Here is a 20338-nt window from a genome sequence, read left to right on the forward strand (position 1 = left end):
TCCGCAAGTAGAAAATGTATCGGCGGAGCCGACACATCTACAACAAAGTCTACCCCGATGCCTCGCCTAATACCCCGCCGAGGTACTCCGAGGGAACAGTTTACTGCGGGGATAAGACGAGGCTAAACTTTATCTCAATGAATCAAGGATTTTGGAAAAAACTAAAAAAGCCGATAATGGTGCTCGCACCTATGGCCGATGTTACGGACGCGGCGTTTCGCCGCATCATTGCCAAATACGGCAAACCCCCCGTAATGTGGACGGAATTTGTTTCTGCTGACGGGTTGTTTTTGGGCGGGAAAGACGCGCTTCTCCAAGACCTCGCATTTACCAAAGCGGAAAAACCCATTGTCGCGCAATTTTTTACCGCCAAACCCGACATGATGAAGAAAGCGGCGCAGCTTGCAGTCAAACTCGGTTTTGACGGTATTGATATTAATATGGGATGCCCGGACAGAAGCATTGAAAAGCAAGGCGCGGGCGCGGCTCTTATGAAAACTCCCGCGCTCGCGCGGGAGGTTCTTCGTGCCGCAATAGAGGGGGCAGGGAAATTACCTGTGTCCGTCAAAACCCGCATCGGCTATAAAATAAACGAACTTGAAACTTGGCTTCCGGAACTGCTTGCAGAATCTCCCGCCATGATAACTATCCATGCCCGCACACGGAAAGAAATGTCCGACGTGCCCGCGCATTGGGATTCGGTTAAGCGCGCTGTTGAAATCCGCGATAGTCTAAAAAGCGAAACGCTTATTTTCGGAAACGGGGACGTTCTTGATATTGCCGATGCCAAGGAAAAGGCAAAAGAGGCGGGAGCGGACGGAGTAATGCTCGGACGCGCTATTTTTGGAAATCCGTGGCTCTTCGCACCTTTGCATAAAGGTGCGAAGAGCCCTGAGCCCCTCGGTGCTGAGTCTCAGGACGAAGCGCAAAGTCGAAGGGCAGGTGAATCCCTCGATAAGACTCGGGACGAAATCGGCGCTTTATACAAACCGTCGATTTCGGAAAAACTGACGGTGATGGTGGAGCACACCAAACTGTTTGAAAAATTGTTCAAAGGCAAAAAGAATTTCGCCATAATGAAAAAACACTATAAAGCCTATGCTCACGGCTTTGAGGGAGCAAAGGAGCTACGTATGCGGCTTATGGAAGCGAAGGACGCGAAAGAAGTGGAAAAAGTCACAAAACACTACCTTAAAACTGGGGCAATGCTTTCTATATAAACCTTGACATATCCCTTTTTTGTATGTATAAAGTAAGAAGGAGTGTACTTTTTAAAAATCACAGAAGAAAGGAGCGGGATATGCCGGGAGTTTTTCCAAAAGAAAATGTACCCGTCGGACAAAGACGATGGATATGTCCGTTATGTGGCAGTATCATATTGCTTCCTCAAGGCTACGACGGCCTTGTGAAGTTTGGCTGTTGCGAAAAGGTTTTCGATATTCGACCCGCGTATGTCCACCCGAGGCCGCTGAGACTTACCGCCCGGGATTGCGTATGCGGGAAAACTATCTTTACCCTCTCACGGCATTCCGGTTTCATCAAAACGAAATGTTGCGGAAGAATTTTTTTAATCCGTCCCGACGACTCGGCACTTTTGTCCGGGGAAAGTATTCCGAAAGGGGAGGAACTTTTAGACCTTAAGAAATTCACGTATCATCGTGTTGTGCCCGCCGCAGTATGAAAATACTGCGGCGTGTTTTTTTTGACATCCTTGGTTTTTTGTACTATTATTGCCTTTAAGCCACGGATAATGTTCTTTGTATAAAACGGAAAGGAGGTAACCCTATGTTCCGAAAAATGTTGGCTGTGCTTGTGCTCATATGCGCCGTCATGCTTTTCGGCCTTGCTCCGCCTGTGTTTGCAGGTGGCGGATGGGGTGGACACCACAGAGGACACCGCTCCTCGGGTATTTCTCTGGACTTCAAAGTTGTCCTTGAGTCCAAAGGTGACCACGGACGTCATTACCGCCATCATCGTCACCACAGGTACGTGAAGTATCGGCCGTACCCTCGTCATGGGCCGATAATTGTCATCGTACGAGATGGACGATACGGTTACTAATAATTCTCCGGGATCAAGTTGTACCCGCCGCAGTATGAAAATACTGCGGCGTTTTTTCTTTTTTAAATCTTGTTATACTACCTGTAATGTCGCATACCGTTTTATACCGCAAATATAGGCCGCAAAAGTTTCCTGACGTCATTGGACAGGACCATATTGTCAAAGTGCTGGAAGGCTCGGCTAGAGAGGGGAATATCTCCCACGCATATCTTTTTTCGGGTTCGCGCGGCACGGGCAAAACATCCGTGGCCCGTATTTTTGCGGATGCGATTGGATGCAAAGGAAATGATTTATATGAAATAGATGCCGCGTCAAACCGCGGAATCGACGATATCCGCCAAATCCGCGAATCGGTTCTCGGAATGCCATTTGAATCGAAATTTAAAGTCTATATAGTCGACGAAGTCCACATGCTCACCAAAGAAGCCTTCAATGCGCTTCTGAAAACTTTGGAAGAGCCGCCGGCATACGTTGTTTTTATTCTCGCCACGACGGAAATGGATAAGTTGCCGGAAACTGTCGTATCCAGATGCCAGACATTTCAATTCAAAAAGCCCAATCAGCAAATTCTCAAGAAAATGATTTTGGATGTGGCAAAAGGGGAGAAGTTTGCCCTTGAACCGTCTTCCGCGGACTTGATTGCAATGCTTGGCGACGGCTCATTCCGCGACGCGCTCGGAATTTTGGAAAAAGTCATCGTCTCGTCTTCGGACAAAAAAATATCCGTCAAAGAAGTGGAATTGGTGACGGGCGCCCCGAAAACTGCTCTTATCAATGATTTCATAACGAGTATTGTTGAAAAGGATATGAAGAAGGGGCTGACAGCCGTGCGGGAAGGGGCGGAAAATAACATTGACCCGAAAGTATTTTTAAAACTCGTGCTCCGTTCCGTGCGCTATGTACTGCTTCTGCGCTATGCTCCCGAAATGGAGCAAGATATTGCAGGAGAAGTATCCGACGAGACGTTTGAGTTCCTAAAAAAGCTCTCGGGGAATAAAGATGCCAACATATCGGGAGAGACTTTGCGTACCCTTTTGACGGCGTATTCCGAAGCGGGGAAGACAGCGATTCCCGAATTACCACTTGAGCTTGCGTTAGTCAAAATAATCGGGCAAGCTGGATAATATTGCCGGATCGTCTAATGGTAGGACATGGGCCTTTGAAGCCTAGTATCTTGGTTCGAATCCAAGTCCGGCAGTCAATAAGATTTTTTTCCAGTAAAAACTCGATAATAATCATTAAAAAAAAGGTATCAAATGCTACCCTGTTTTGTGCTATAGTTTTGGTGCATTTGCGATTCCAAGTACGGCAGTTCCGAAAACTGATAAACAGTGAATTATGACATCAATATTAGAAAATTTTATAAAAGCAATCAGTGATAAATACAAAATTTCGTTAAACGAAGCTTTTGAAATTTTGTCCATGTTCTCCATATTAGGCCGTCCTTTGGATGAGATATATAAGGAATATTGGGTGGCAGGTACGAATGACGGCGGTATCGATGGTATTTACATAGATGAAGATACGGGGAATGTACATATCTTTCAATCAAAAAATTCAAAACAACTTAAACAAAAAGATATTCAAAAATTTAAAAGCGACTACAAAAATTTTTTCGAATCTGGAAACACATCTAATATTGAAATTAACGAAAAAATTCAGGCTTTTATTGATGAGATAAAAGATTTTGGTGAGAAAGGGAGAATCCTAAAACCTATTCTTTATTTCTGTTACTCAGGAGAAAATACTGATCCCCCAAATGCAAAAATATTTAAAAAATTCGCTAAGCTAGTGGGTAATCCTCCTTTTTTTATTAAGGATTCAGTATTACTTATAGAAAATTTAAAATCTTTGCAGGGAATACAAAGATCTTCAATAGTTGAGTTTTCCTTCCACCCAGTCTCAAGTGAAATATACCCTGGGGAACAAGCAATTTTCTCGTTCTACACTCAACAAATTAAAGCCGCAAATTTCCGAATAAGTGCTATTGAACTCTGTAAGTTAATTGATGAAGAAAAAAGTAAAAATGGTACCATAGACACGTTATTCTCTGAAAATATCAGAGGTTATCTAAAGGTAAATAAGACCAACAAAAAAATACTTGAAACACTTCTTGATTCATCTAAAAGAAGTTTCTTCCCTTTTTTGAATAATGGTCTTACTTTTATTTGTGAAAATATGCAAATTCCAGCTCAACCGCAGGTAAACATTTTTCTTCTAAGTGTGAAAAATCCATTAATTGTTAATGGGCAACAAACTGCTCGCATGATTTACAAAATTTACACAGAGAAAGGGGAGAAAACACTTGATAAAGTTTATCTAACAGTTCGGGCTTATGAAACTAAGGAGAATCGTCTCATAGACATGATTACTGAAGCGACAAATACTCAAACCACAATCAACTTTCGTGATCAAATGAGTAACAAGCACTTTAATCATTGGGCTCGTATAATGTTTGCCTCTAAAAAAGTAACCTATATAGCAAAACGCGGAGAGATACTTAACCCTAATCCTTTGGAGGGGGAATTGTCTGAATCAGTAGCAAATGACACTGTTCTTAAGTTTTGGTATGCGACCTATCATGAAGATCCTCACACTGCAAAAACTTCAAAATCTCGTGTTCTAGAATCAATTTTTCTTGCGACAAAAGAAGAAAACCCCTCTTTAGCAAAGCTATTTTCTGGAAATCCAAATTCTCCTGTCTACTCCCAGCTTTATAATGCGTATCAAATTTACAAGTTAGTATTAGAGAAAAGGAAAATCATTGAAAGTAAAAAACAAACTGACTTGGAATACATATTTCATGCTGATGAATTAATCTGCTACGGAATATATAAAAAATTACAAAAAAAGAAAAAATTAAAAAATCTTTCAAGTATAAATATTGAATCTTTATACGAAGAAGTTCGGTCAATAATTAATGAAGTTGTTAAAGAAGAAAAAGTTAACCTCGGGGAGGTATATGCACATTCAAAATATTTTAAAAGTGAAGGAATACTTGAGGATTATAAGTTAAAAGCAGGAATAAAATAAAGAACCTTCTGTATTTTTTAAAAATTTTTATATAAACCTACATGATACCGAAAAAGAAAATTAATCTAAGTGGAGAGAGTATTTTTAAAGACCTAGCAAAAGAATTAATACCGCATAGAGAGAAACCTATTGGGTCCATGCTTTTCATTGTAGAAGGTACTCAATTAGAGCCTCGTGTAGGAATACGTTATCCTGGTAGAAAACTCAGGCGAAGAACTGAAATAAAAAGAGCTAATAAAAGTACCGTTCTTTGGGCTAATCTCCTAGATTTTGAAGTTATTCCCTTTGAAAATGGGCAACCAGGAACATCAATACAATTCACATATACAAATTTACTTAAAGACTTCGAGGATTATAAAAAGAAAGACAATGAATTTTGGGATATGATTTTGGAACTTCATAGACGCAATCAAATTACTAAAATTCCCCCAAATCTTGGAGGAATTGAACCAAAGTTGTTTTTAGAGATGCTTAAGTGGATGTGGATACAGGAAGATGTTAACTATAAACTATCGCATAGCGATGTAGGGTCCCCATTAAAGTATAGACTAGAAACTAGAAGCCAAAAGCCAACAGGGAAAGGCGCAGGAAGAGACAAATTTTTTGCAGCGCTAATTTTAGTCAAAGAAGGTCATTTTTCTGCTGGAGAAATCAAAAAAATTATACCTTAAAAAAGTCATACGATTGTCTTTTTCCCATTACTAACTTATGCTCAGGGGCAATCTCTCCATTTGTTAGTCTTTTGTTTATAATATCGCAATATTTTTTATCAATTTCTGCAGATATAAACTGACGATTTAAATTTCTACACACATCTATTTCTGCACCACTACCTCCGAAGAGCGTAAAAACTACGTCTTTTGGTTTTGTTGATGCTTTAATCAACATCCCTGTTAGTTTTTGAGGAATTTGGCAGGCATGATATGTTTTTTCCTTGCTTACATTTTTAACAAGGTTGAATTCAAACCAAGAGTAGGGCATCCTACCTTTTGAACCATTTGCTAGATTTTGTTGAATCCTTTTGTCTGTTGGATTTTTGTATGGTAGTGCAACCCCATCTTTAAAAAATTTATTATTAACATTTTTTCTTACATGTAAAATACTTCTATGGGCTGTAGTAAATCTCTTAGGCGTATGTCCAACATTTGTGTTGTAAACCCAAACATATTCATGGATATTTGGGAAATATGAATCTAGATATTTAACACGAAGATGTGCATTCTGCTGTGGATAATTCATCATAAAAAGATTACCGTCTTCTTTAAGCACACGCATTGATTCCTTGGCAAGTTCTATATACCAGTTTATGTAATCTTCGAATTTTTTTGTGTAATTATTTTTACCGTATTTAATTCCAACGTTGTAATCAGGATCTCCAAAAATCATATCCACGCTGTTATCTGGTAGATCTTTCAAAACATGCATTACATCACCGTTGTAAACTCTGTTTAAATAATCGGACATCTTATCTTTTCGTTGAACATTTTTCTTTACAGGCAAAATAAAAGTTTGAGACGTTTTCTTTATTTCATTTGTTTTTACTACATCAAGTAAAATACCTTGTACAGTTAACTGCTGGTCATTTTTAATTATTATTGGCTGATAATTTTTGTTTGCTGGTTGTAATCTAATCTGCCCCTTTTCTTTGTAGAAAGTTTTAAGTGTTGCTTCATTTCCATTAAGCAGTGCAACTACCTTGTCTCCATTTTCAGCAACATTTTGTTTTTTTATCAGAATCGTATCTCCGTTATTTATTCCTTCATCAATCATACTGTCACCTTGTACTCGGAGGGCATATAATTCACCTGATTTTGAGATTTTATTTTTTGGTATTGCAATATTTTCTTTTTCTTCTTCAAAAATATGTATAGGTTCTCCAGCTGATATTGTCCCAAGAAGGGGAATGCTAACCATTGCTTGCGAAGACGTAATTTCAACCCCACGAATTTTATTCTTCTCTTTTTTAAGATATCCACCCTCTCTTAATTCTTCAAGGTGTTGGTGAATAGTTGATACAGCCAGGTTAAGGTGCTTAGCAATTTCTTTAATTGAAGGTGAAAATCCTTTTTGTTGATTATAAAAATCTAAAAAATCTAAAAGTTGTTTTTTACGAGGAGTAAGTCCCATGTAATACAATTATATCTAAATAGACCGAAAATAAACCGAAAGTTATCAACATTCAGTCATTTTGCACTAAAATAAAGTCCCACAAAATCCTCCCCTTGCTTTTTAGGACATAAAAGTGCACACTTATCAATAGCTATACTAATTAACACTATATATGGGAAATTTTGACCGTGGCGGGGGAGGCCGCTTTGGCGGGGATAGAGGAGGCAGGGGATTCGGCGGAAGAGATTCCGGCGGAGGAAGAAGCTGGGGAGGAGGAAAGCCATGGGACAAACAGGTTACCATGCACCAAGCTGTCTGCAGTAATTGCGGAAACAAGTGCGAAGTGCCTTTTAAGCCGAACGGCTCCAAGCCCGTGCTCTGCAATGACTGTTTTTCAAAGGCCAAAGCAGGAGGCGCTCCCGGAGGCAATTTTTCTCCAAGGAGAGATTCCAGGGATGGAGGTGGTTCAAGAGATTCCGGTTTTGCACCCTCTTATACGCCCTCATATCAGCCTTCTCAACCTCAAGGGGGAGACAAGAGAATCGATGACCTTAAAAGGCAATTGGATGTCGTAAACAGCAAGCTCGACACTTTGATTAAGGGAATGGAGAAAGCGGCTCTTGCCGAAATGTCCCTCGAAGAGAAAAAAACAACTCTCAAAAAATTGGTGAAAAAAGCTACTGCACCAAAAAAGACTGAGACAAAGACCGAGACAAAAAAGAAATAAAAAAACGCCTCACTATGAGGCGTTTTTTGTTACAATATAGTTATGTTCATGGCTTTCTACTCAAAGCATAAACTCGTTCTGGGGCTTGTTTTTGCTTTCATACTCCTACTCGGAACCATTCTTTCCTTTGGTTTATCAAAAAATAACGAAATTGCCTGCACGACGGAAGCGAAACTGTGCCCCGACGGCTCTGCTGTCGGAAGAACAGGACCTCTATGCGAATTTGCAAAGTGCCCCGGGGGAGGCAACGGTGGAACTGTCGGGGAATTTTGGGGCAATATTCTCGGCAACGTTCTCCTTGGTCCGACATGTCCCGTCATGATGGATCCTCCCGACCCCCGATGCGCCGATAGGCCCTATCAAACCCAACTTGTTCTTACGACCGTCGATCAATTACGCGTAATCAAGGAGTTCAGTTCCGACAAAGACGGCAAATTCAACATTGAAGTGCCGCCGGGAGAATACATAATTCGTTCCGCCGCGGCGGCAAACATCCTTCCATACTGCGCCTCAAACAATACGATTAAAGTGAATGCAAATACGTCCGTCGAGGTAACTGTCGGTTGTGATACCGGGATTAGATAAGTGGTTTTTTTATGTAGGATTTTTCTTGACGCATAAGGTTTTTTCTCGTATTCTAAGAAATGCCTCGGCCGCGAGGCGTTTTGTTTTATATAAAAATTATGGAAATTCGCAACATCGCAATTATCGCCCACGTTGACCACGGTAAAACGACACTTACCGACGCTTTGATGCGTCAAACAGGCGCCGCTGTCGAAGGGGTTTCAATGGACTCAAATGACCTTGAACTTGAGCGCGGAATTACCATATACGCCAAAAACGCGGCTATTTTCTATCCTTCTGCAGACTCGGGACGCCCCGTAACAAAAATAAATATTGTAGATACCCCCGGCCATGCCGACTTCGGCTCGGAAGTGGAGCGCGTCTTGCGTTCCATCGATTCCGTGCTTTTGGTTGTGGATGCCCAGGAAGGCCCGATGCCCCAAACCCGCTTTGTTCTCAAAAAATCTCTTGAGCTCGGTATTAAACCGATTGTCGTCATAAACAAAATTGATAAACAGGCGGCAAACCCGGCGCGCTGTGAGGAGCAAGTGCTCGAACTTTTTCTTGAACTCGGTGCCACGCATGAACAGGCGAGTTTCCCCGTCGTCTATGCCATCGGCCGCGAGGGTGTCGCTAAACTCAAACTCGAAGATGAAGCGAAAGACCTCACACCTCTTCTGGAAACTATTCTCAAATACGTCGCCCCCGCGTCAAACGCTTCTTCAGAGGCGTCGCTCATGCTTCAGCCATTCAATTTGGGGTATGACAATTTCATGGGCCGTCTTGCTGTCGCGCGCGTGTATGAAGGGACGGTGTTACCCGGACAGAGTGTGTTTGTAAAAAAGCCCAATGGCGAAACACGAACGGGAAAAATCACAAAAATTTTCACATTCAACGGATTGCAAAGAATCGATGCAGACAAAGCGACGGCGGGGGATATCGCCCTTGTCGCCGGCCTTCCCGACATCGATATCGGAGAAACGGTAACCGACAACGAAGCGGCAACACCACTGCCCGCCATTGCCGTTGACGAACCGACCATCAAACTTAATTTTCTCGTCAACAATTCTCCGTTCGGAGGACGCGACGGGAAATTCGTCACATCGCGCCAGATACGCGAACGCCTGGAACTTGAACTTGAAGTAAATGTCGGCTTGCGTGTTGATTTTTCTTCAACCGACAGTTTTTCCGTATCGGGACGCGGGGAATTGCACGTTGCCATTCTGCTTGAAAATATGCGCCGTGAAGGATATGAACTTCAGGTTTCCCAGCCGCAGGCGATTATCCGCGAAGAAAACGGAGTTAGGCTTGAACCGTTTGAAGAAGTAATTGTTGATACGCCGGCCGAATACCAGGGCATTGTCATAGAACGCCTGAGCATGCGTGGTTTTATACTGAAAAATATGCTCGCGCACGGACACGGAGACGCAACACGCCTGTTTTTTGAAGGTCCGACACGCGGACTTTTGGGATACCGAAACCAGTTTGTTATAGACACAAAGGGTGAGGGAATTCTCTCCTCCCGTTTTGTCGGTTTCAATCCGTATGCCGGAGAAATCAGAAAACGAATCGTCGGCTCGATGACTTCTATGGCGACGGGCAAAGCCCTCGGTTTTTCTTTGTGGAATTTGCAGGAACGCGGAGTACTTTACATCGGCCCGTCGGCGGAAGTGTATGAAGGAATGGTTATCGGCAATACCACGAAAGGGGAGGAACTTTTCGTAAACCCGACCAAAGGAAAAAATCTCACCAATGTTCGCGCGGCAGGAACGGATGAAGCTATCAATCTTGTGCCTCCGTTTACACTTTCTATTGAACGTGGACTTGAAATAATGTCGGAAGATGAATATCTGGAAATCACTCCCAAGAACGTACGCTTGCGCAAACAACTTTTGACTGACCTTGACCGTTCGCGCGCCCGCCGAAAAGACGGCACACTCTAAAACGTCTTTATTTGCTAGAATATATAGGTATGCGCGACTTTTTTAACTTACAGAAAAATGGAGCAGTGCTTGCCATCATATTTTTTATCGTACTTGGCGTTGCAATAGGGCTGGTGGCATATTGGCAATTAAGCGAATAGAATCCCGACCCCGCGGAAGACCGAATGGCCTAACTCTCGAACTCTAAACATTTTTTTTAAAAAAAAGTAACGCGGGTTTCTTTTCGTTGCTATAATAAAACGAATGAAGCATGGACCGTGTGTCGCCTATTTCTCGATGGAAGTTGCGTTTGCAACTCATATGCCCAACTATGCGGGGGGCTTAGGTATTCTTGCCGCGGACACGATAATGTCGGCGGCCGACATGGGAACAAACGTTGTCGGCATTTCTCTTCTGTATCACCAACATGACAATCCCGAATACATGTTTCGCGGAGAGCGTTATCTGACGCGCCGCACGGAAACCGTTGAGGTGGAAATCGAAGGAAGGAAAGTAAAAATCGCCATATGGCAAAAAGAAATCATCGGGCGGAGCGGAGCTGTCGTGCCGATTTTTTTCTTGAGTTCGTATCTTCCTGAAAACGAGAAATGGGACCGCGACCTTACCAAGCATTTATACGCCACCGACCGCTACACGCGTCTCGGGCAGGAAGTCATATTGGGCGTTGGCGGAGTGCGCGCTCTTGAAGCGCTCGGATACGACAAAGTTCACACGTACCATTTAAACGAAGGACACGCGGCATTCGCCACCTTCGAGTTATTGCGCAGGCATAATTACAATGAAAAGAAAGTGCGTTCGCTTGTGACATTCACGACGCACACGCCGATTCCGGCCGGACACGATTATTTCGATTACGGACTTGCGGGGAATGTTTTGCGGGAGATGATGCCGTTAAACATACGGGACTTTGCGGGGCAGGACGCTCTCGGCATGACGCAACTTGCGATGCATTTGTCCAAAAGCACGAACAGCGTTTCCAGGCGCCACCAAAAAGTCTGCGAAGAAATGTTCCTGGGAAAGAAAATCGCAAATGTTACCAACGGCATTTACGCGCCGCGCTGGGCGGGGGACTTCATGACCGAATTGTTCAACGCGCATTTGCCGGGCTGGGATGAAAATCCCGACGAGTTCAAAGAGGCCGTAAAAAAATTACCCTCGCGCGCGCTTCGCGACACGAAGATATTCGAGAAAAACGAATTGACGAATTGGATTAATTTCAACAAAACATTTTTCTCGGTTACGAATATTTCACGGGACGACTTTCTGAAAAACGACACGCTTACCATAGGATTCGCGAGGCGTTTCGTTCCGTACAAACGGCCCGACCTTATTTTCAAAGACCTCGACCGTTTGGGAAATCTTTCCCGCAACACGGTTCAACTTGTATTTGCCAACCGTTGTCACCCCGACGATTTTTATTGCAATGACCTGCGGGCAAAACTCAACGGGTATGGAGAAAAATTGCGCGGCAAAGTCAAAATCGTTCTTATTCCCGATTACGACATTAAAATTGCCAAAAAGCTCGTGGCAGGATGCGATATCTGGCTCAATACCCCGGTATCACCCCTTGAAGCAAGTGGCACAAGCGGCATGAAAGCGGCCCTCAATGGGGCGTTAAACGTCTCTACGCGCGATGGCTGGTGGCTCGAGGGATTGGAGAAGGAACCCCTAAGCGGTTGGGGATTCGGAGGGAAAGAAAGTTTTCCGAACGAACAGGCGCGTGATGAAGCGGAGGGGAAAGAACTTATGGAGGCCCTTGAAGAGGCGGCAAACTGTTATTATAAAACTCCCGACAAATGGGTTGAACGGATGAAGCACGCTATTACACTTACGGAATTTTTCAATACAAGCCGGCTTGTTAAGGAATACTCGAAAAATATTTGGAACAGATAAACATATAATATGGAACGCCTGAAAAAACTAATCATCTTCGATTTGGACGGCACGCTCGCCCAAAGCAAGATGCTGCCGGACGGGGAAATGACGGCGATTCTCTGTGACCTGCTTATGAAAACAAATGTTGCCGTAATATCGGGAGCTTCTTTCAAACAATTCAAGGACCAGTTTCTCACCACGTTGTTGATGTGCGCCGAAGCGCTTTCCCGACTGTATATAATGCCGGCGAACGGAAGCAGTCTGTATCAGTCCGGACAAGGCGGTTGGAAATCCGTATACGAAGAATTACTTCCGAAAGAAGACAGGATAAAAATCAAGCAAGCGATTGAGCAGGCGATCGCCACTGCCGGTATTCCTTTGCCGCAGCGGGTACACGGAGAGTTGATTGAAGACCGGGGAAGTCAGGTTACATATTCCGCGTGCGGACAAGACGCTCCGCTTGAAGTGAAAAGCGTGTGGGACCCCGACCATGCCAAACGCCAGAGAATAAAAAAAATACTCGTGTCTCTCCTTCCCGATTTTGAAGTCCGCATTGCCGGCACAACGTCGATTGACGTGACAAAAAAGGGAATTGATAAAGCATATGGCATCAGAAAAATCGGCGAACACCTCAACATCCCCATAGACGAAATGCTATTCGTGGGCGACGCGGTGTTCCCCGGAGGAAACGATTATTCCGCGAAAGAGCTTGGTGTGGAAACGATTCAGGTATCGGGCCCGGATGAAACAAAAAAAATTATCGATGATTTGCTGAGAAAGCACGTCAATGAATCGCACTAGCACATCTTTTCCCGCGCTCCTTCTCGGTTTGTTTTTCTTTTGTTACTCCATTTCCGGATTTTATTACATTGCCGTTTTTTCCAAACCCGTGCGACCGTTTCCGGACGAAAGCATTGTCATTGAGAAAAAAGAAAAGGAAATTGCCGTTCCCAAAACCGTGGCGGATATTGTAACCCCCGAAAGGGAAGTACAAACATATATTCCGCCCGCACCGTCGGCTTCTCCTCCTTCCTTGTCGCAGGTAGCATATCCGAAACCCTCACCCGAACCCGCGCCGACTCCATTGCCGACGGAAATCTCGGTTAGTGCCAATGTCACATATTCAACGTCAACTATTTACTATGACATTTATGGACTGACCGAAAACGAATTGCGCGCGGAGATGAGCGCCAAAGGACCGTCATATTCGGACGGTAAACGATATGACGGATTCACTTCCCGTTATTACACCTGGAAATATTTTCCCGCATGGGACGGGAAAAACTGTTATCCGAACGAGGTGTATGTGACCGTGGGAATAAAAATGACGCTTCCTCAATGGATGTGGTATATAAACGGAGGGGAATCTCTTAAAACAAAATGGACGAATTACATGAACGTTTTGATTTATCATGAGAGCGGGCATGTGGATATCAATATCAGAGGCGCGGACGATTTATACCAAAGGCTTATTAATGCGGGTCCATACCCGAATTGCGGGCAATTGGATACCGCACTGCACCAGATTGCAAACACTTTTTATAACGATATCGGAATTCAAAATGAAGCCTATGACGCTATAACGAACCACGGGGAAACCCAAGGCGCCGTGTTTCCCTGAATCTGATATTATTTGGGTATGAAAAATAAAGACTGGTATTTGGGTTTCTTGGGCTTTCTGGGGTTTCTGGGCATGCCCGGACTTTTAACTCAAGACTGGATGGACGCCCTATGGCTTTTATGGTTTACCTGGTTTCTTTACTTTCTCAAAAAATAAAGAAAAGCGGCCCAGTTACAAAGTTTTAGGCCTTTATATTTTGAAAAAAGGCCTAAAAGTGTTATAATGAGGGGTATATGAAGAAAAAAATTCCTGCCTGGGTCAAAAAACCTATTTTCTATATCCCCATTGCGATTGTTGTTATTATCGGCGCGATTATCATATTTTCAAGTGGGCAAAAACCTTCTACGACCGTTACCGCTAAAGCCGAAATCAAAAATCTCGAGCAGATTGTGAGTGTGACCGGAAATGTAAAACCCGCTTCTTTTGTAAATCTTGCTTTTGAAAGAGGCGGACGCGTGAGAAATATATACGCCGAGGTGAGCACGGAAGTATTTGCCGGACAAGTGCTTGTCACTCTGGAAAACGCCGATCTTGCCGCACAACTCGACCAGGCAAATGCGGGTGTAAAGGCCCAAGAAGCGAAACTCGCGCAATTGAAAGCGGGGGGTTCGCCGGAGAACATCGCAATCGCGAAAGTAGAGCTTCAGAATGCGAAAGACTCTCTTGAAGATGCCAAAAAAACAGCTTTTGATACGTTGGGCGAAGCTCTAACAACAATAGATGATGCTGTACGCAATAAGGCCGACGGTTTTTTCAGTAATCCGGAATCCACTTCACCTCATTTCAATTTGACCGTTGATTCAAATCTGAAGCTCAAAGTTGAGGCGGAACGAATCGCCGTGCAGCCTGTCTTGAATGAGAAAAACGGTTTTCCGACATCAATGAGCGGTTTTGATTTTGATTTCCATTTCTCCAAAGCAAAAAGCAACTTAAGTGTGGTCAAAGTCCTTCTCGATGACCTTGCCGCGGCAGTAAACTCTCTTTCTGCGAATTCTTCTTTGAGTCAAACCACCATTGACTCTTACAAGTCGACTGTCTCAACCGCCCGTGCGACAATCGCCGGCCAAATCTCCGATGTGACAACAGCCGAGAAATCCATCCGAAGCGCGCAAGCGACCGTAACCCTCGAGGAATCACAGTTGATGCTTGCACAGAATCCTGCCCGAACGGAAGAAATTCAGACACAGGAAGCGCTTGTGGAAGAAGCAAAGGCGAGCGCCGCAAATGCTCTTGCCCAACTTTCAAAAACAGTGCTTAGGTCTCCGATTAGCGGTGTTATTACCAAGAAAAACATTGAAGTGGGAGAAATTATTTCCGCAAACAGCGCCGTCATGTCGGTTATTTCTTCCGACAGATTCGAAGTTGAAGCCAATGTTCCCGAAGCCGATATCGCGAAAGTTGCCGTTGGAAACGAAGCGACGGTTACACTTGACGCGTATGGAAGGGATTCGGTTTTCAAAACACAGGTTGTTGCCGTTGATCCCGCCGAGACCGTCATTGAGGGAGTTTCGACCTATAAAATTACGCTTCAATTTATTGAAGAAGATGAACGAGTGCGTTCCGGAATGACCGCTAACATAGATGTTGTAACGGGTCGCCGTGAAAATGTCCTAACGGTTCCCCAACGCGCGGTCATCCGTTCAAACGGCAATAGAATTGTCCGCGTTAAAATAGGCGAAATCATTGAAGAAAGAAAAGTTGAAACGGGCTTAAGCGGATACGACGGTTCGATTGAAATACTTTCCGGTATCAAGGAGGGCGAGGAGGTCGTTGTCTTTGAACAGTGATATGCCGCTTCTTGAAGTAGAAAACATTACGAAGGAATATGACGACGGGACGAAAGCGCTTCAAGGTGTTTCTTTTTCCATAAATAAAGGAGACTTTGTGGCCATTATGGGTCCGTCAGGCTCCGGTAAATCAACGCTTCTTCACATTCTCGGTTTTCTCGACCAGCACACGAAAGGCGTATTTCGTTTTGACGGGAAGACGGCGGAGGATTTTTCTCCTACGGAAATTGCGCATGTGCGAAACAAAAAAATGGGATTTATATTTCAAGCGTTTAACCTTTTGTCCCGCACAAGTGTTTTGGAAAACGTCAAACTGCCTCTTGTGTATTCAAGTGTGAAAGACGAAACGGTGCGGGAGGAAATGGCGTTAAAAGCGATAGAATCTGTCGGATTGACACATCGTGTTCACCACCTCTCCTCACAGTTGTCCGGCGGGGAAAAACAACGTGTCGCCATTGCCCGCGCTCTTGTGAACAATCCCGATATTATTTTTGCCGATGAACCGACGGGAAACCTGGACTCAAAGTCTGGACAGATGGTTATGGAAATAATCCAGCGTTTAAACGAAGAGAAGGGGCATACGGTTATTTTGATTACTCACGAAACATACACAGCCGAGCACGCTCAACGCATTATAAAAGTTTTTGACGGAAAAATAGAAAGCGACACCAAAGTGCTGAATCGACACCGTGCGGAAGAACACTTCACCAAATAACATGACACTTACAGACAGCTTTAAAACCGCGCTCACAGGACTCAGGACGAATAAATCCCGTTCGATTTTAACGACCCTGGGAATCGTCATCGGTATTTCCTCAATTATTTTGATGATGTCTATCGGCCAGGGAGCGGAAGGACTCATTTTGGGTGAAATCAGCGGACTTGGGGCGGAAACGATTGTCATACGTCCGGGAAAAGAGCCGAGTGGTCCGAGTGACTTCGCGGAACTGCTTTTTTCGAACTCCCTCAAAAAACGCGACCTTGAATCGCTTTTAAAGAAAAGCAATGTCCCTTTGCTTGTTGAGGCGGTACCGGCCATGATTGTTCCCGGAACCGTATCCTACGAAGGCGAAACATACCGTGCCACGGTATTCGGTTCGGATGTAAACTTTTTTGCAAAAACATTCAATGTGTATCCCGACAGGGGCGGCACGTTCAGCGAGGACGACATTCGGGAGAATGCAAGCGTCGTTGTCATCGGTTCGAAAGTTGCCGAGGAATTGTTCGGTGCTTCGGACCCTCTCGGAGAATTTATAAAAATCAAAGACAGAAAGTTCAGGGTGGTTGGTATTTTCCCGAAAAAAGGGCAGGTCTCTTTTTTCAATTTTGACGAAATGGTGATTATGCCGTATACGACCGCACAGGTGTATGTTCTCGGCATTGACCATTATCACGAAATTATTACCAGGGCCGAGCGTCCGGAAGACGTCGACAGGACCGTACACGATATCGAACTGACATTGCGTGAGAATCACAACATCACCAATCCGAAGGATGACGATTTCTATATACAAACTCAGCAGGGAGCCGTAGACCAGATAAAAACCATTATCGGCGCGCTGACGGCGTTCCTTTCATCAGTTGTCGCAATTGCGCTTGTTGTCGGGGGCATTGGGGTGATGAACATCATGCTTGTTTCCGTTACGGAACGCACGCGCGAAATCGGTTTGCGCAAGGCAATAGGGGCAACGGAGCGCGACATTCTTCTCCAATTTTTGTTTGAGGCGGTTATTCTTACCGCTGTCGGAGGAATAGTGGGCATCCTGCTCGGTGCCAGCCTGTCTTTCATCGCTTCCATTATTCTCACGACCGTTGTCCAACTCAACTGGCATTTCACTTTCCCGGTCTTTGCGGCAGTCTTGGGCTTCAGTGTATCCGCGGTGGTGGGTCTTGTGTTTGGAATTTATCCGGCAAAACAGGCGGCAGCCAAGAGTCCGATAGAGGCTTTGCGATACGAATAGTTTTTTTGGCATTCTGGATATAGAGATAACCGAAAAAGACGAAACGGGGTCGGCAAGGCTCCGTTTTCCTTTGTGGTACAATGAAGGCAATTAAAGGTTAATTTCAAATTACCATGATGTACTGGGGATATGGATATGACCAGATGGGATGGGGGGCTTTTCACGGACTCTTTATGTTCTTCTTTTGGTTTTTGGTCATAGCTTTTTTTGTTCTTCTCATTAAAAAACTGAGCGGTTCCAACCGCGGAGCGGGGGAAAATAAAGCGCTAGGGATTCTCCAGGAACGATATGCCCGAGGAGAAATAGGCAAGCAGGAATTTGAAGAAAAGAAGAAAGACTTGATGTAATCAATGAAGCGTCTTACCCCATTTGCCATTACGTTTTTCGTCCTCCTTCTTGTGGCGGCATTTGTGATTCTTAAGGCATTTAATTTCAGGACGGAAAATCCGCCCAAGACCGACACGGTTAAAACGGAATTGAAAACAGGGCTAAATCAGAAAGTCGACGGCTGGAAGATTTCCATTACGCCGATTTCCATCATTGAAGACAGCCGCTGCCCGGTGGATGTTACCTGCATACAGGCGGGAACGACGCGTGTGCTTGCAAAAATTACCGTTGAAACCGGAGAAAAGGAATATGTTTTGCCTCTCGACGTTCCTGTTTCCGTCGATTCCCGGATGGTGACACTTATCAGAGTAACTCCCGCGCCTCGTTCCCAGTATCAGATTTTGGCAACGGAATACCGTTTTACTTTCCAAGTTTCGGAAAAAGGCGAATTTTAACGTGTGCGTATGTGATATGGCATTTTGGACAAATCTCGATAAATCGATTTTTTTCTTTTTCCATAACCTCTCGGGAAAATCCGTGATTGCCGACGGCTTGATTGTTTTTCTCGGAGAATATTTTATTTACGTTGTCGGAATTATTTTTGTTTGGGTGGCGTTTCTTGATTTCAGAAAAATCGGATTTGAACCGATTGTCGATTATGCCGTCGCGGTGATTGCGGCCCTTACGGCGAAACTGGTTGTCGGGTGGGGAATCGAATCCTTTTATTACAATAGCCGTCCGTTTGTGGAACTTTCCCTCCCGCACCTCCTTACCGATTTTTCATATTCGTTTCCTTCGGGACACACGATTTTTATATTCGCTCTTGCGACAAGCGTATTCTTTTTTAATCGAAAATTTTCTTATTTTCTTTTCGCTTCGGGACTTCTGATAGGGCTTTCCCGTGTCGCGGGTGCCGTCCATTACCCTTCCGATATCGCAGGCGGAATGATTCTGGGAACCGTGGTTGGGCTGCTTGTCCATGGTATCTGGTATCTGTTATTTGTCCGGGCGTCTGACAGGGAGAATGTAAAAGAGAACGTAAAAACAGTATCGTTTGTTTTCCTTTTATCCTTCGCCCTTAACTTTATTTGGGAACACGCGCATTCGGTTTTGTATATTCATTACCAAGGAGGGGAAATCACGGATTTTGTTTTATTCCGCGCCGCGATCACGGACGCGTTGATGCTCTCCGTCCTTGCAATTCCTTTTTTATGTAGTACATTTCTACGGAGTCGGTTGTGGCTCTCGGTTCCCGTCGGTATCGCACTTGCCGTTAGTATCGAGTGGAATGCCTTGCAGGCCGGTTGGTGGGCATACCACGTTGCCATGCCGATTATTCCGCTTCTCGGTACCGGTCTTACCCCGACCCTCCAGCTTGGTCTTACCGGTTACGTCGCGTATCGATTTTTTATTAAAAAGCAAAATATATAAAAACTTAATTCCAATATGATTTTTAGTATCGCGGCCGCAACCTTTTTTCTCACTCTTGTCGGAGGATTCTTTTCCTTGCATTTCAAAGACAGACTGCACCTCGTCCTTGGATTTAGCGCGGGCGCCGTTATTGGCGTGGCATTTTTTGATTTAATTCCGGAGTCAATGGAAATCGGAAAAGAATTTTTTTCGGAAAGCACCATAGCGGTTTTCATGGCGCTTGGTTTTCTTTTGTATCTTGTGTTAGACCGAATGTTATTTTTTCATTCTCATGGCACTGATGAACACGATACGCACGTTCACGCCGTTTCCGGGAGGGGAATTCTTGGAGCGGCAAGCCTCGCTTTTCACAGTTTTCTTGACGGGTTTGCAGTTGGTGTCGCTTTCCAGATTTCCACCGCGGTTGGCGCCGTGGTTACTATCGCGGTTCTTGCCCACGGTTTTTCCGACGGCATCAATACGGTTAACATGATTCTCAAAAGCGGGGGAAGTGCCAGAACCGCTTTTAAATGGCTTTTACTCGACGCGGTTGCCCCCGTTACGGGAATATTGTCCACGCTTTTCTTCACATTGCCGGAAAAGTCACTCGGAGTTATCCTCGCTTTATTTTCCGGTTCCTTTTTGTACATAGGAGCAAGCGAACTGATCCCGGAAAGTCACCATGCCCACCCGCGTCTTTTTACGACCGCTATGACTGTATTGGGCGCGGGGGTCCTGTTTGTAATTATCCAAGTGGCGGGCCTGTAAAATTGTTTTGGAATAAAGGGTATTAACCGCAGGGCAAGCCCTGCACCCATTTGGTGCTCGAAGACTCGCTCTCTCCCGCCCCAGAGGGGCGGGGTATTAAATCCTTTGTTACGACTTCGACTCGGACGCTGTGTACAATCGGAATTGTCCAC

General features: G+C 44.5%; 21 protein-coding genes and 1 tRNA gene. 21 read left to right on the forward strand and 1 reads right to left on the reverse strand.

The features are described 5' to 3' along the window. Positions 1-137: 137 nt before the first annotated feature. The 7 genes from Q8O71_02925 to Q8O71_02955 all read left to right on the forward strand — a co-directional run bounded on the left by Q8O71_02925 (position 138) and on the right by Q8O71_02955 (position 5765). Positions 138-1220, forward strand: coding sequence for a tRNA-dihydrouridine synthase (locus tag Q8O71_02925; protein ID MDP2705317.1), 1083 nt, complete (start codon positions 138-140; stop codon positions 1218-1220). An 80-nt stretch (positions 1221-1300) separates the two neighbouring features. Next, complete coding sequence (locus Q8O71_02930; GenBank protein ID MDP2705318.1) at positions 1301-1681, forward strand: hypothetical protein; 381 nt, start codon at positions 1301-1303, stop codon at positions 1679-1681. A gap of 104 nt (positions 1682-1785) precedes the next feature. Beyond that, positions 1786-2061, forward strand: a complete 276-nt coding sequence (locus tag Q8O71_02935) for a hypothetical protein (protein ID MDP2705319.1) — start codon at positions 1786-1788, stop codon at positions 2059-2061. Positions 2062-2147: 86 nt separating this feature from the next. Continuing rightward, the gene (dnaX, locus tag Q8O71_02940) at positions 2148-3185 is read left to right on the forward strand and encodes a DNA polymerase III subunit gamma/tau (protein ID MDP2705320.1); all 1038 of its coding nucleotides are present in this window, start codon (positions 2148-2150) and stop codon (positions 3183-3185) included. A gap of 3 nt (positions 3186-3188) precedes the next feature. Continuing rightward, a tRNA-Gln gene (locus Q8O71_02945) sits at positions 3189-3259 on the forward strand. 140 nt (positions 3260-3399) lie between these two features. Then, a complete protein-coding gene (locus tag Q8O71_02950; protein MDP2705321.1) occupies positions 3400-5094 on the forward strand; it encodes an AIPR family protein in 1695 nt (564 codons plus the stop codon). A 41-nt stretch (positions 5095-5135) separates the two neighbouring features. After that, complete coding sequence (locus Q8O71_02955; GenBank protein ID MDP2705322.1) at positions 5136-5765, forward strand: hypothetical protein; 630 nt, start codon at positions 5136-5138, stop codon at positions 5763-5765. On the opposite strand, the gene lexA is transcribed toward Q8O71_02955, so the two are convergent. Then, positions 5755-7221 (reverse strand): transcriptional repressor LexA, encoded by a 1467-nt coding sequence (lexA, locus tag Q8O71_02960; GenBank protein ID MDP2705323.1) that lies wholly within the window; start codon positions 7219-7221, stop codon positions 5755-5757. The two genes, Q8O71_02955 and lexA, sit on opposite strands and share 11 nt — an antisense overlap. A gap of 154 nt (positions 7222-7375) precedes the next feature. On the opposite strand from lexA, the gene Q8O71_02965 reads away from it, so the two are divergent. From Q8O71_02965 to Q8O71_03030, 14 genes are all read left to right on the forward strand, one after another. After that, on the forward strand, positions 7376-7930 hold the full coding sequence (locus Q8O71_02965; GenBank protein ID MDP2705324.1) for a hypothetical protein: 555 nt from the start codon (positions 7376-7378) through the stop codon (positions 7928-7930). Positions 7931-7978: 48 nt separating this feature from the next. Next, positions 7979-8515: a hypothetical protein gene (locus Q8O71_02970; protein ID MDP2705325.1), complete on the forward strand. Its 537-nt coding sequence runs from the start codon at positions 7979-7981 to the stop codon at positions 8513-8515. Positions 8516-8613: 98 nt separating this feature from the next. Then, positions 8614-10437: a translational GTPase TypA gene (typA, locus tag Q8O71_02975; protein MDP2705326.1), complete on the forward strand. Its 1824-nt coding sequence runs from the start codon at positions 8614-8616 to the stop codon at positions 10435-10437. Positions 10438-10680: 243 nt separating this feature from the next. Further along, positions 10681-12330: an alpha-glucan family phosphorylase gene (glgP, locus tag Q8O71_02980; protein ID MDP2705327.1), complete on the forward strand. Its 1650-nt coding sequence runs from the start codon at positions 10681-10683 to the stop codon at positions 12328-12330. A gap of 9 nt (positions 12331-12339) precedes the next feature. After that, positions 12340-13113: an HAD-IIB family hydrolase gene (locus Q8O71_02985; GenBank protein ID MDP2705328.1), complete on the forward strand. Its 774-nt coding sequence runs from the start codon at positions 12340-12342 to the stop codon at positions 13111-13113. Next, positions 13100-13933, forward strand: a complete 834-nt coding sequence (locus Q8O71_02990; GenBank protein MDP2705329.1) for a DUF922 domain-containing protein — start codon at positions 13100-13102, stop codon at positions 13931-13933. Before Q8O71_02985 ends, Q8O71_02990 begins: the two co-directional genes overlap by 14 nt. A gap of 18 nt (positions 13934-13951) precedes the next feature. After that, the gene (locus Q8O71_02995; protein MDP2705330.1) at positions 13952-14089 is read left to right on the forward strand and encodes a DUF3796 domain-containing protein; all 138 of its coding nucleotides are present in this window, start codon (positions 13952-13954) and stop codon (positions 14087-14089) included. A 77-nt stretch (positions 14090-14166) separates the two neighbouring features. Next, positions 14167-15720 (forward strand): efflux RND transporter periplasmic adaptor subunit, encoded by a 1554-nt coding sequence (locus Q8O71_03000; GenBank protein MDP2705331.1) that lies wholly within the window; start codon positions 14167-14169, stop codon positions 15718-15720. 1 nt (position 15721) lies between these two features. Beyond that, positions 15722-16435 (forward strand): ABC transporter ATP-binding protein, encoded by a 714-nt coding sequence (locus tag Q8O71_03005; protein ID MDP2705332.1) that lies wholly within the window; start codon positions 15722-15724, stop codon positions 16433-16435. A gap of 1 nt (position 16436) precedes the next feature. Further along, a complete protein-coding gene (locus Q8O71_03010) occupies positions 16437-17681 on the forward strand; it encodes an ABC transporter permease (GenBank protein ID MDP2705333.1) in 1245 nt (414 codons plus the stop codon). A 113-nt stretch (positions 17682-17794) separates the two neighbouring features. Beyond that, positions 17795-18028: an SHOCT domain-containing protein gene (locus tag Q8O71_03015; protein MDP2705334.1), complete on the forward strand. Its 234-nt coding sequence runs from the start codon at positions 17795-17797 to the stop codon at positions 18026-18028. 3 nt (positions 18029-18031) lie between these two features. Next, complete coding sequence (locus Q8O71_03020) at positions 18032-18463, forward strand: hypothetical protein (protein MDP2705335.1); 432 nt, start codon at positions 18032-18034, stop codon at positions 18461-18463. A 16-nt stretch (positions 18464-18479) separates the two neighbouring features. Next, positions 18480-19439 carry a phosphatase PAP2 family protein gene (locus tag Q8O71_03025; GenBank protein ID MDP2705336.1) on the forward strand — a complete coding sequence of 320 codons (960 nt, stop codon included), beginning with the start codon at positions 18480-18482 and terminating at the stop codon, positions 19437-19439. 15 nt (positions 19440-19454) lie between these two features. Further along, positions 19455-20186 carry a ZIP family metal transporter gene (locus Q8O71_03030; protein ID MDP2705337.1) on the forward strand — a complete coding sequence of 244 codons (732 nt, stop codon included), beginning with the start codon at positions 19455-19457 and terminating at the stop codon, positions 20184-20186. The last annotated feature ends 152 nt before the right edge of the window (positions 20187-20338 follow it).

This window comes from bacterium (assembly GCA_030690305.1).
In the GTDB taxonomy this organism is placed as follows: Bacteria; Patescibacteriota; Minisyncoccia; order Phycocordibacterales; family JAGLPS01; genus JBBUCK01.

Coding starts and splice junctions, on each gene's coding strand:
- Q8O71_02935 (MDP2705319.1), top strand. CDS start 1,786: ATGTTCCGAAAAATGTTGGCTGTGCTTGTGCTCATATGCGCCGTCATG.
- lexA (MDP2705323.1), bottom strand. CDS start 7,221: ATGGGACTTACTCCTCGTAAAAAACAACTTTTAGATTTTTTAGATTTT.
- Q8O71_02985 (MDP2705328.1), top strand. CDS start 12,340: ATGGAACGCCTGAAAAAACTAATCATCTTCGATTTGGACGGCACGCTC.
- Q8O71_02990 (MDP2705329.1), top strand. CDS start 13,100: ATGAATCGCACTAGCACATCTTTTCCCGCGCTCCTTCTCGGTTTGTTT.
- Q8O71_03005 (MDP2705332.1), top strand. CDS start 15,722: ATGCCGCTTCTTGAAGTAGAAAACATTACGAAGGAATATGACGACGGG.
- Q8O71_03015 (MDP2705334.1), top strand. CDS start 17,795: ATGATGTACTGGGGATATGGATATGACCAGATGGGATGGGGGGCTTTT.
- Q8O71_02955 (MDP2705322.1), top strand. CDS start 5,136: ATGATACCGAAAAAGAAAATTAATCTAAGTGGAGAGAGTATTTTTAAA.
- Q8O71_03020 (MDP2705335.1), top strand. CDS start 18,032: ATGAAGCGTCTTACCCCATTTGCCATTACGTTTTTCGTCCTCCTTCTT.
- Q8O71_02970 (MDP2705325.1), top strand. CDS start 7,979: ATGGCTTTCTACTCAAAGCATAAACTCGTTCTGGGGCTTGTTTTTGCT.
- Q8O71_03030 (MDP2705337.1), top strand. CDS start 19,455: ATGATTTTTAGTATCGCGGCCGCAACCTTTTTTCTCACTCTTGTCGGA.
- Q8O71_02925 (MDP2705317.1), top strand. CDS start 138: ATGAATCAAGGATTTTGGAAAAAACTAAAAAAGCCGATAATGGTGCTC.
- Q8O71_03000 (MDP2705331.1), top strand. CDS start 14,167: ATGAAGAAAAAAATTCCTGCCTGGGTCAAAAAACCTATTTTCTATATC.
- Q8O71_02950 (MDP2705321.1), top strand. CDS start 3,400: ATGACATCAATATTAGAAAATTTTATAAAAGCAATCAGTGATAAATAC.
- Q8O71_03010 (MDP2705333.1), top strand. CDS start 16,437: ATGACACTTACAGACAGCTTTAAAACCGCGCTCACAGGACTCAGGACG.
- dnaX (MDP2705320.1), top strand. CDS start 2,148: ATGTCGCATACCGTTTTATACCGCAAATATAGGCCGCAAAAGTTTCCT.
- typA (MDP2705326.1), top strand. CDS start 8,614: ATGGAAATTCGCAACATCGCAATTATCGCCCACGTTGACCACGGTAAA.
- Q8O71_02995 (MDP2705330.1), top strand. CDS start 13,952: ATGAAAAATAAAGACTGGTATTTGGGTTTCTTGGGCTTTCTGGGGTTT.
- Q8O71_02930 (MDP2705318.1), top strand. CDS start 1,301: ATGCCGGGAGTTTTTCCAAAAGAAAATGTACCCGTCGGACAAAGACGA.
- Q8O71_03025 (MDP2705336.1), top strand. CDS start 18,480: ATGGCATTTTGGACAAATCTCGATAAATCGATTTTTTTCTTTTTCCAT.
- Q8O71_02965 (MDP2705324.1), top strand. CDS start 7,376: ATGGGAAATTTTGACCGTGGCGGGGGAGGCCGCTTTGGCGGGGATAGA.
- glgP (MDP2705327.1), top strand. CDS start 10,681: ATGAAGCATGGACCGTGTGTCGCCTATTTCTCGATGGAAGTTGCGTTT.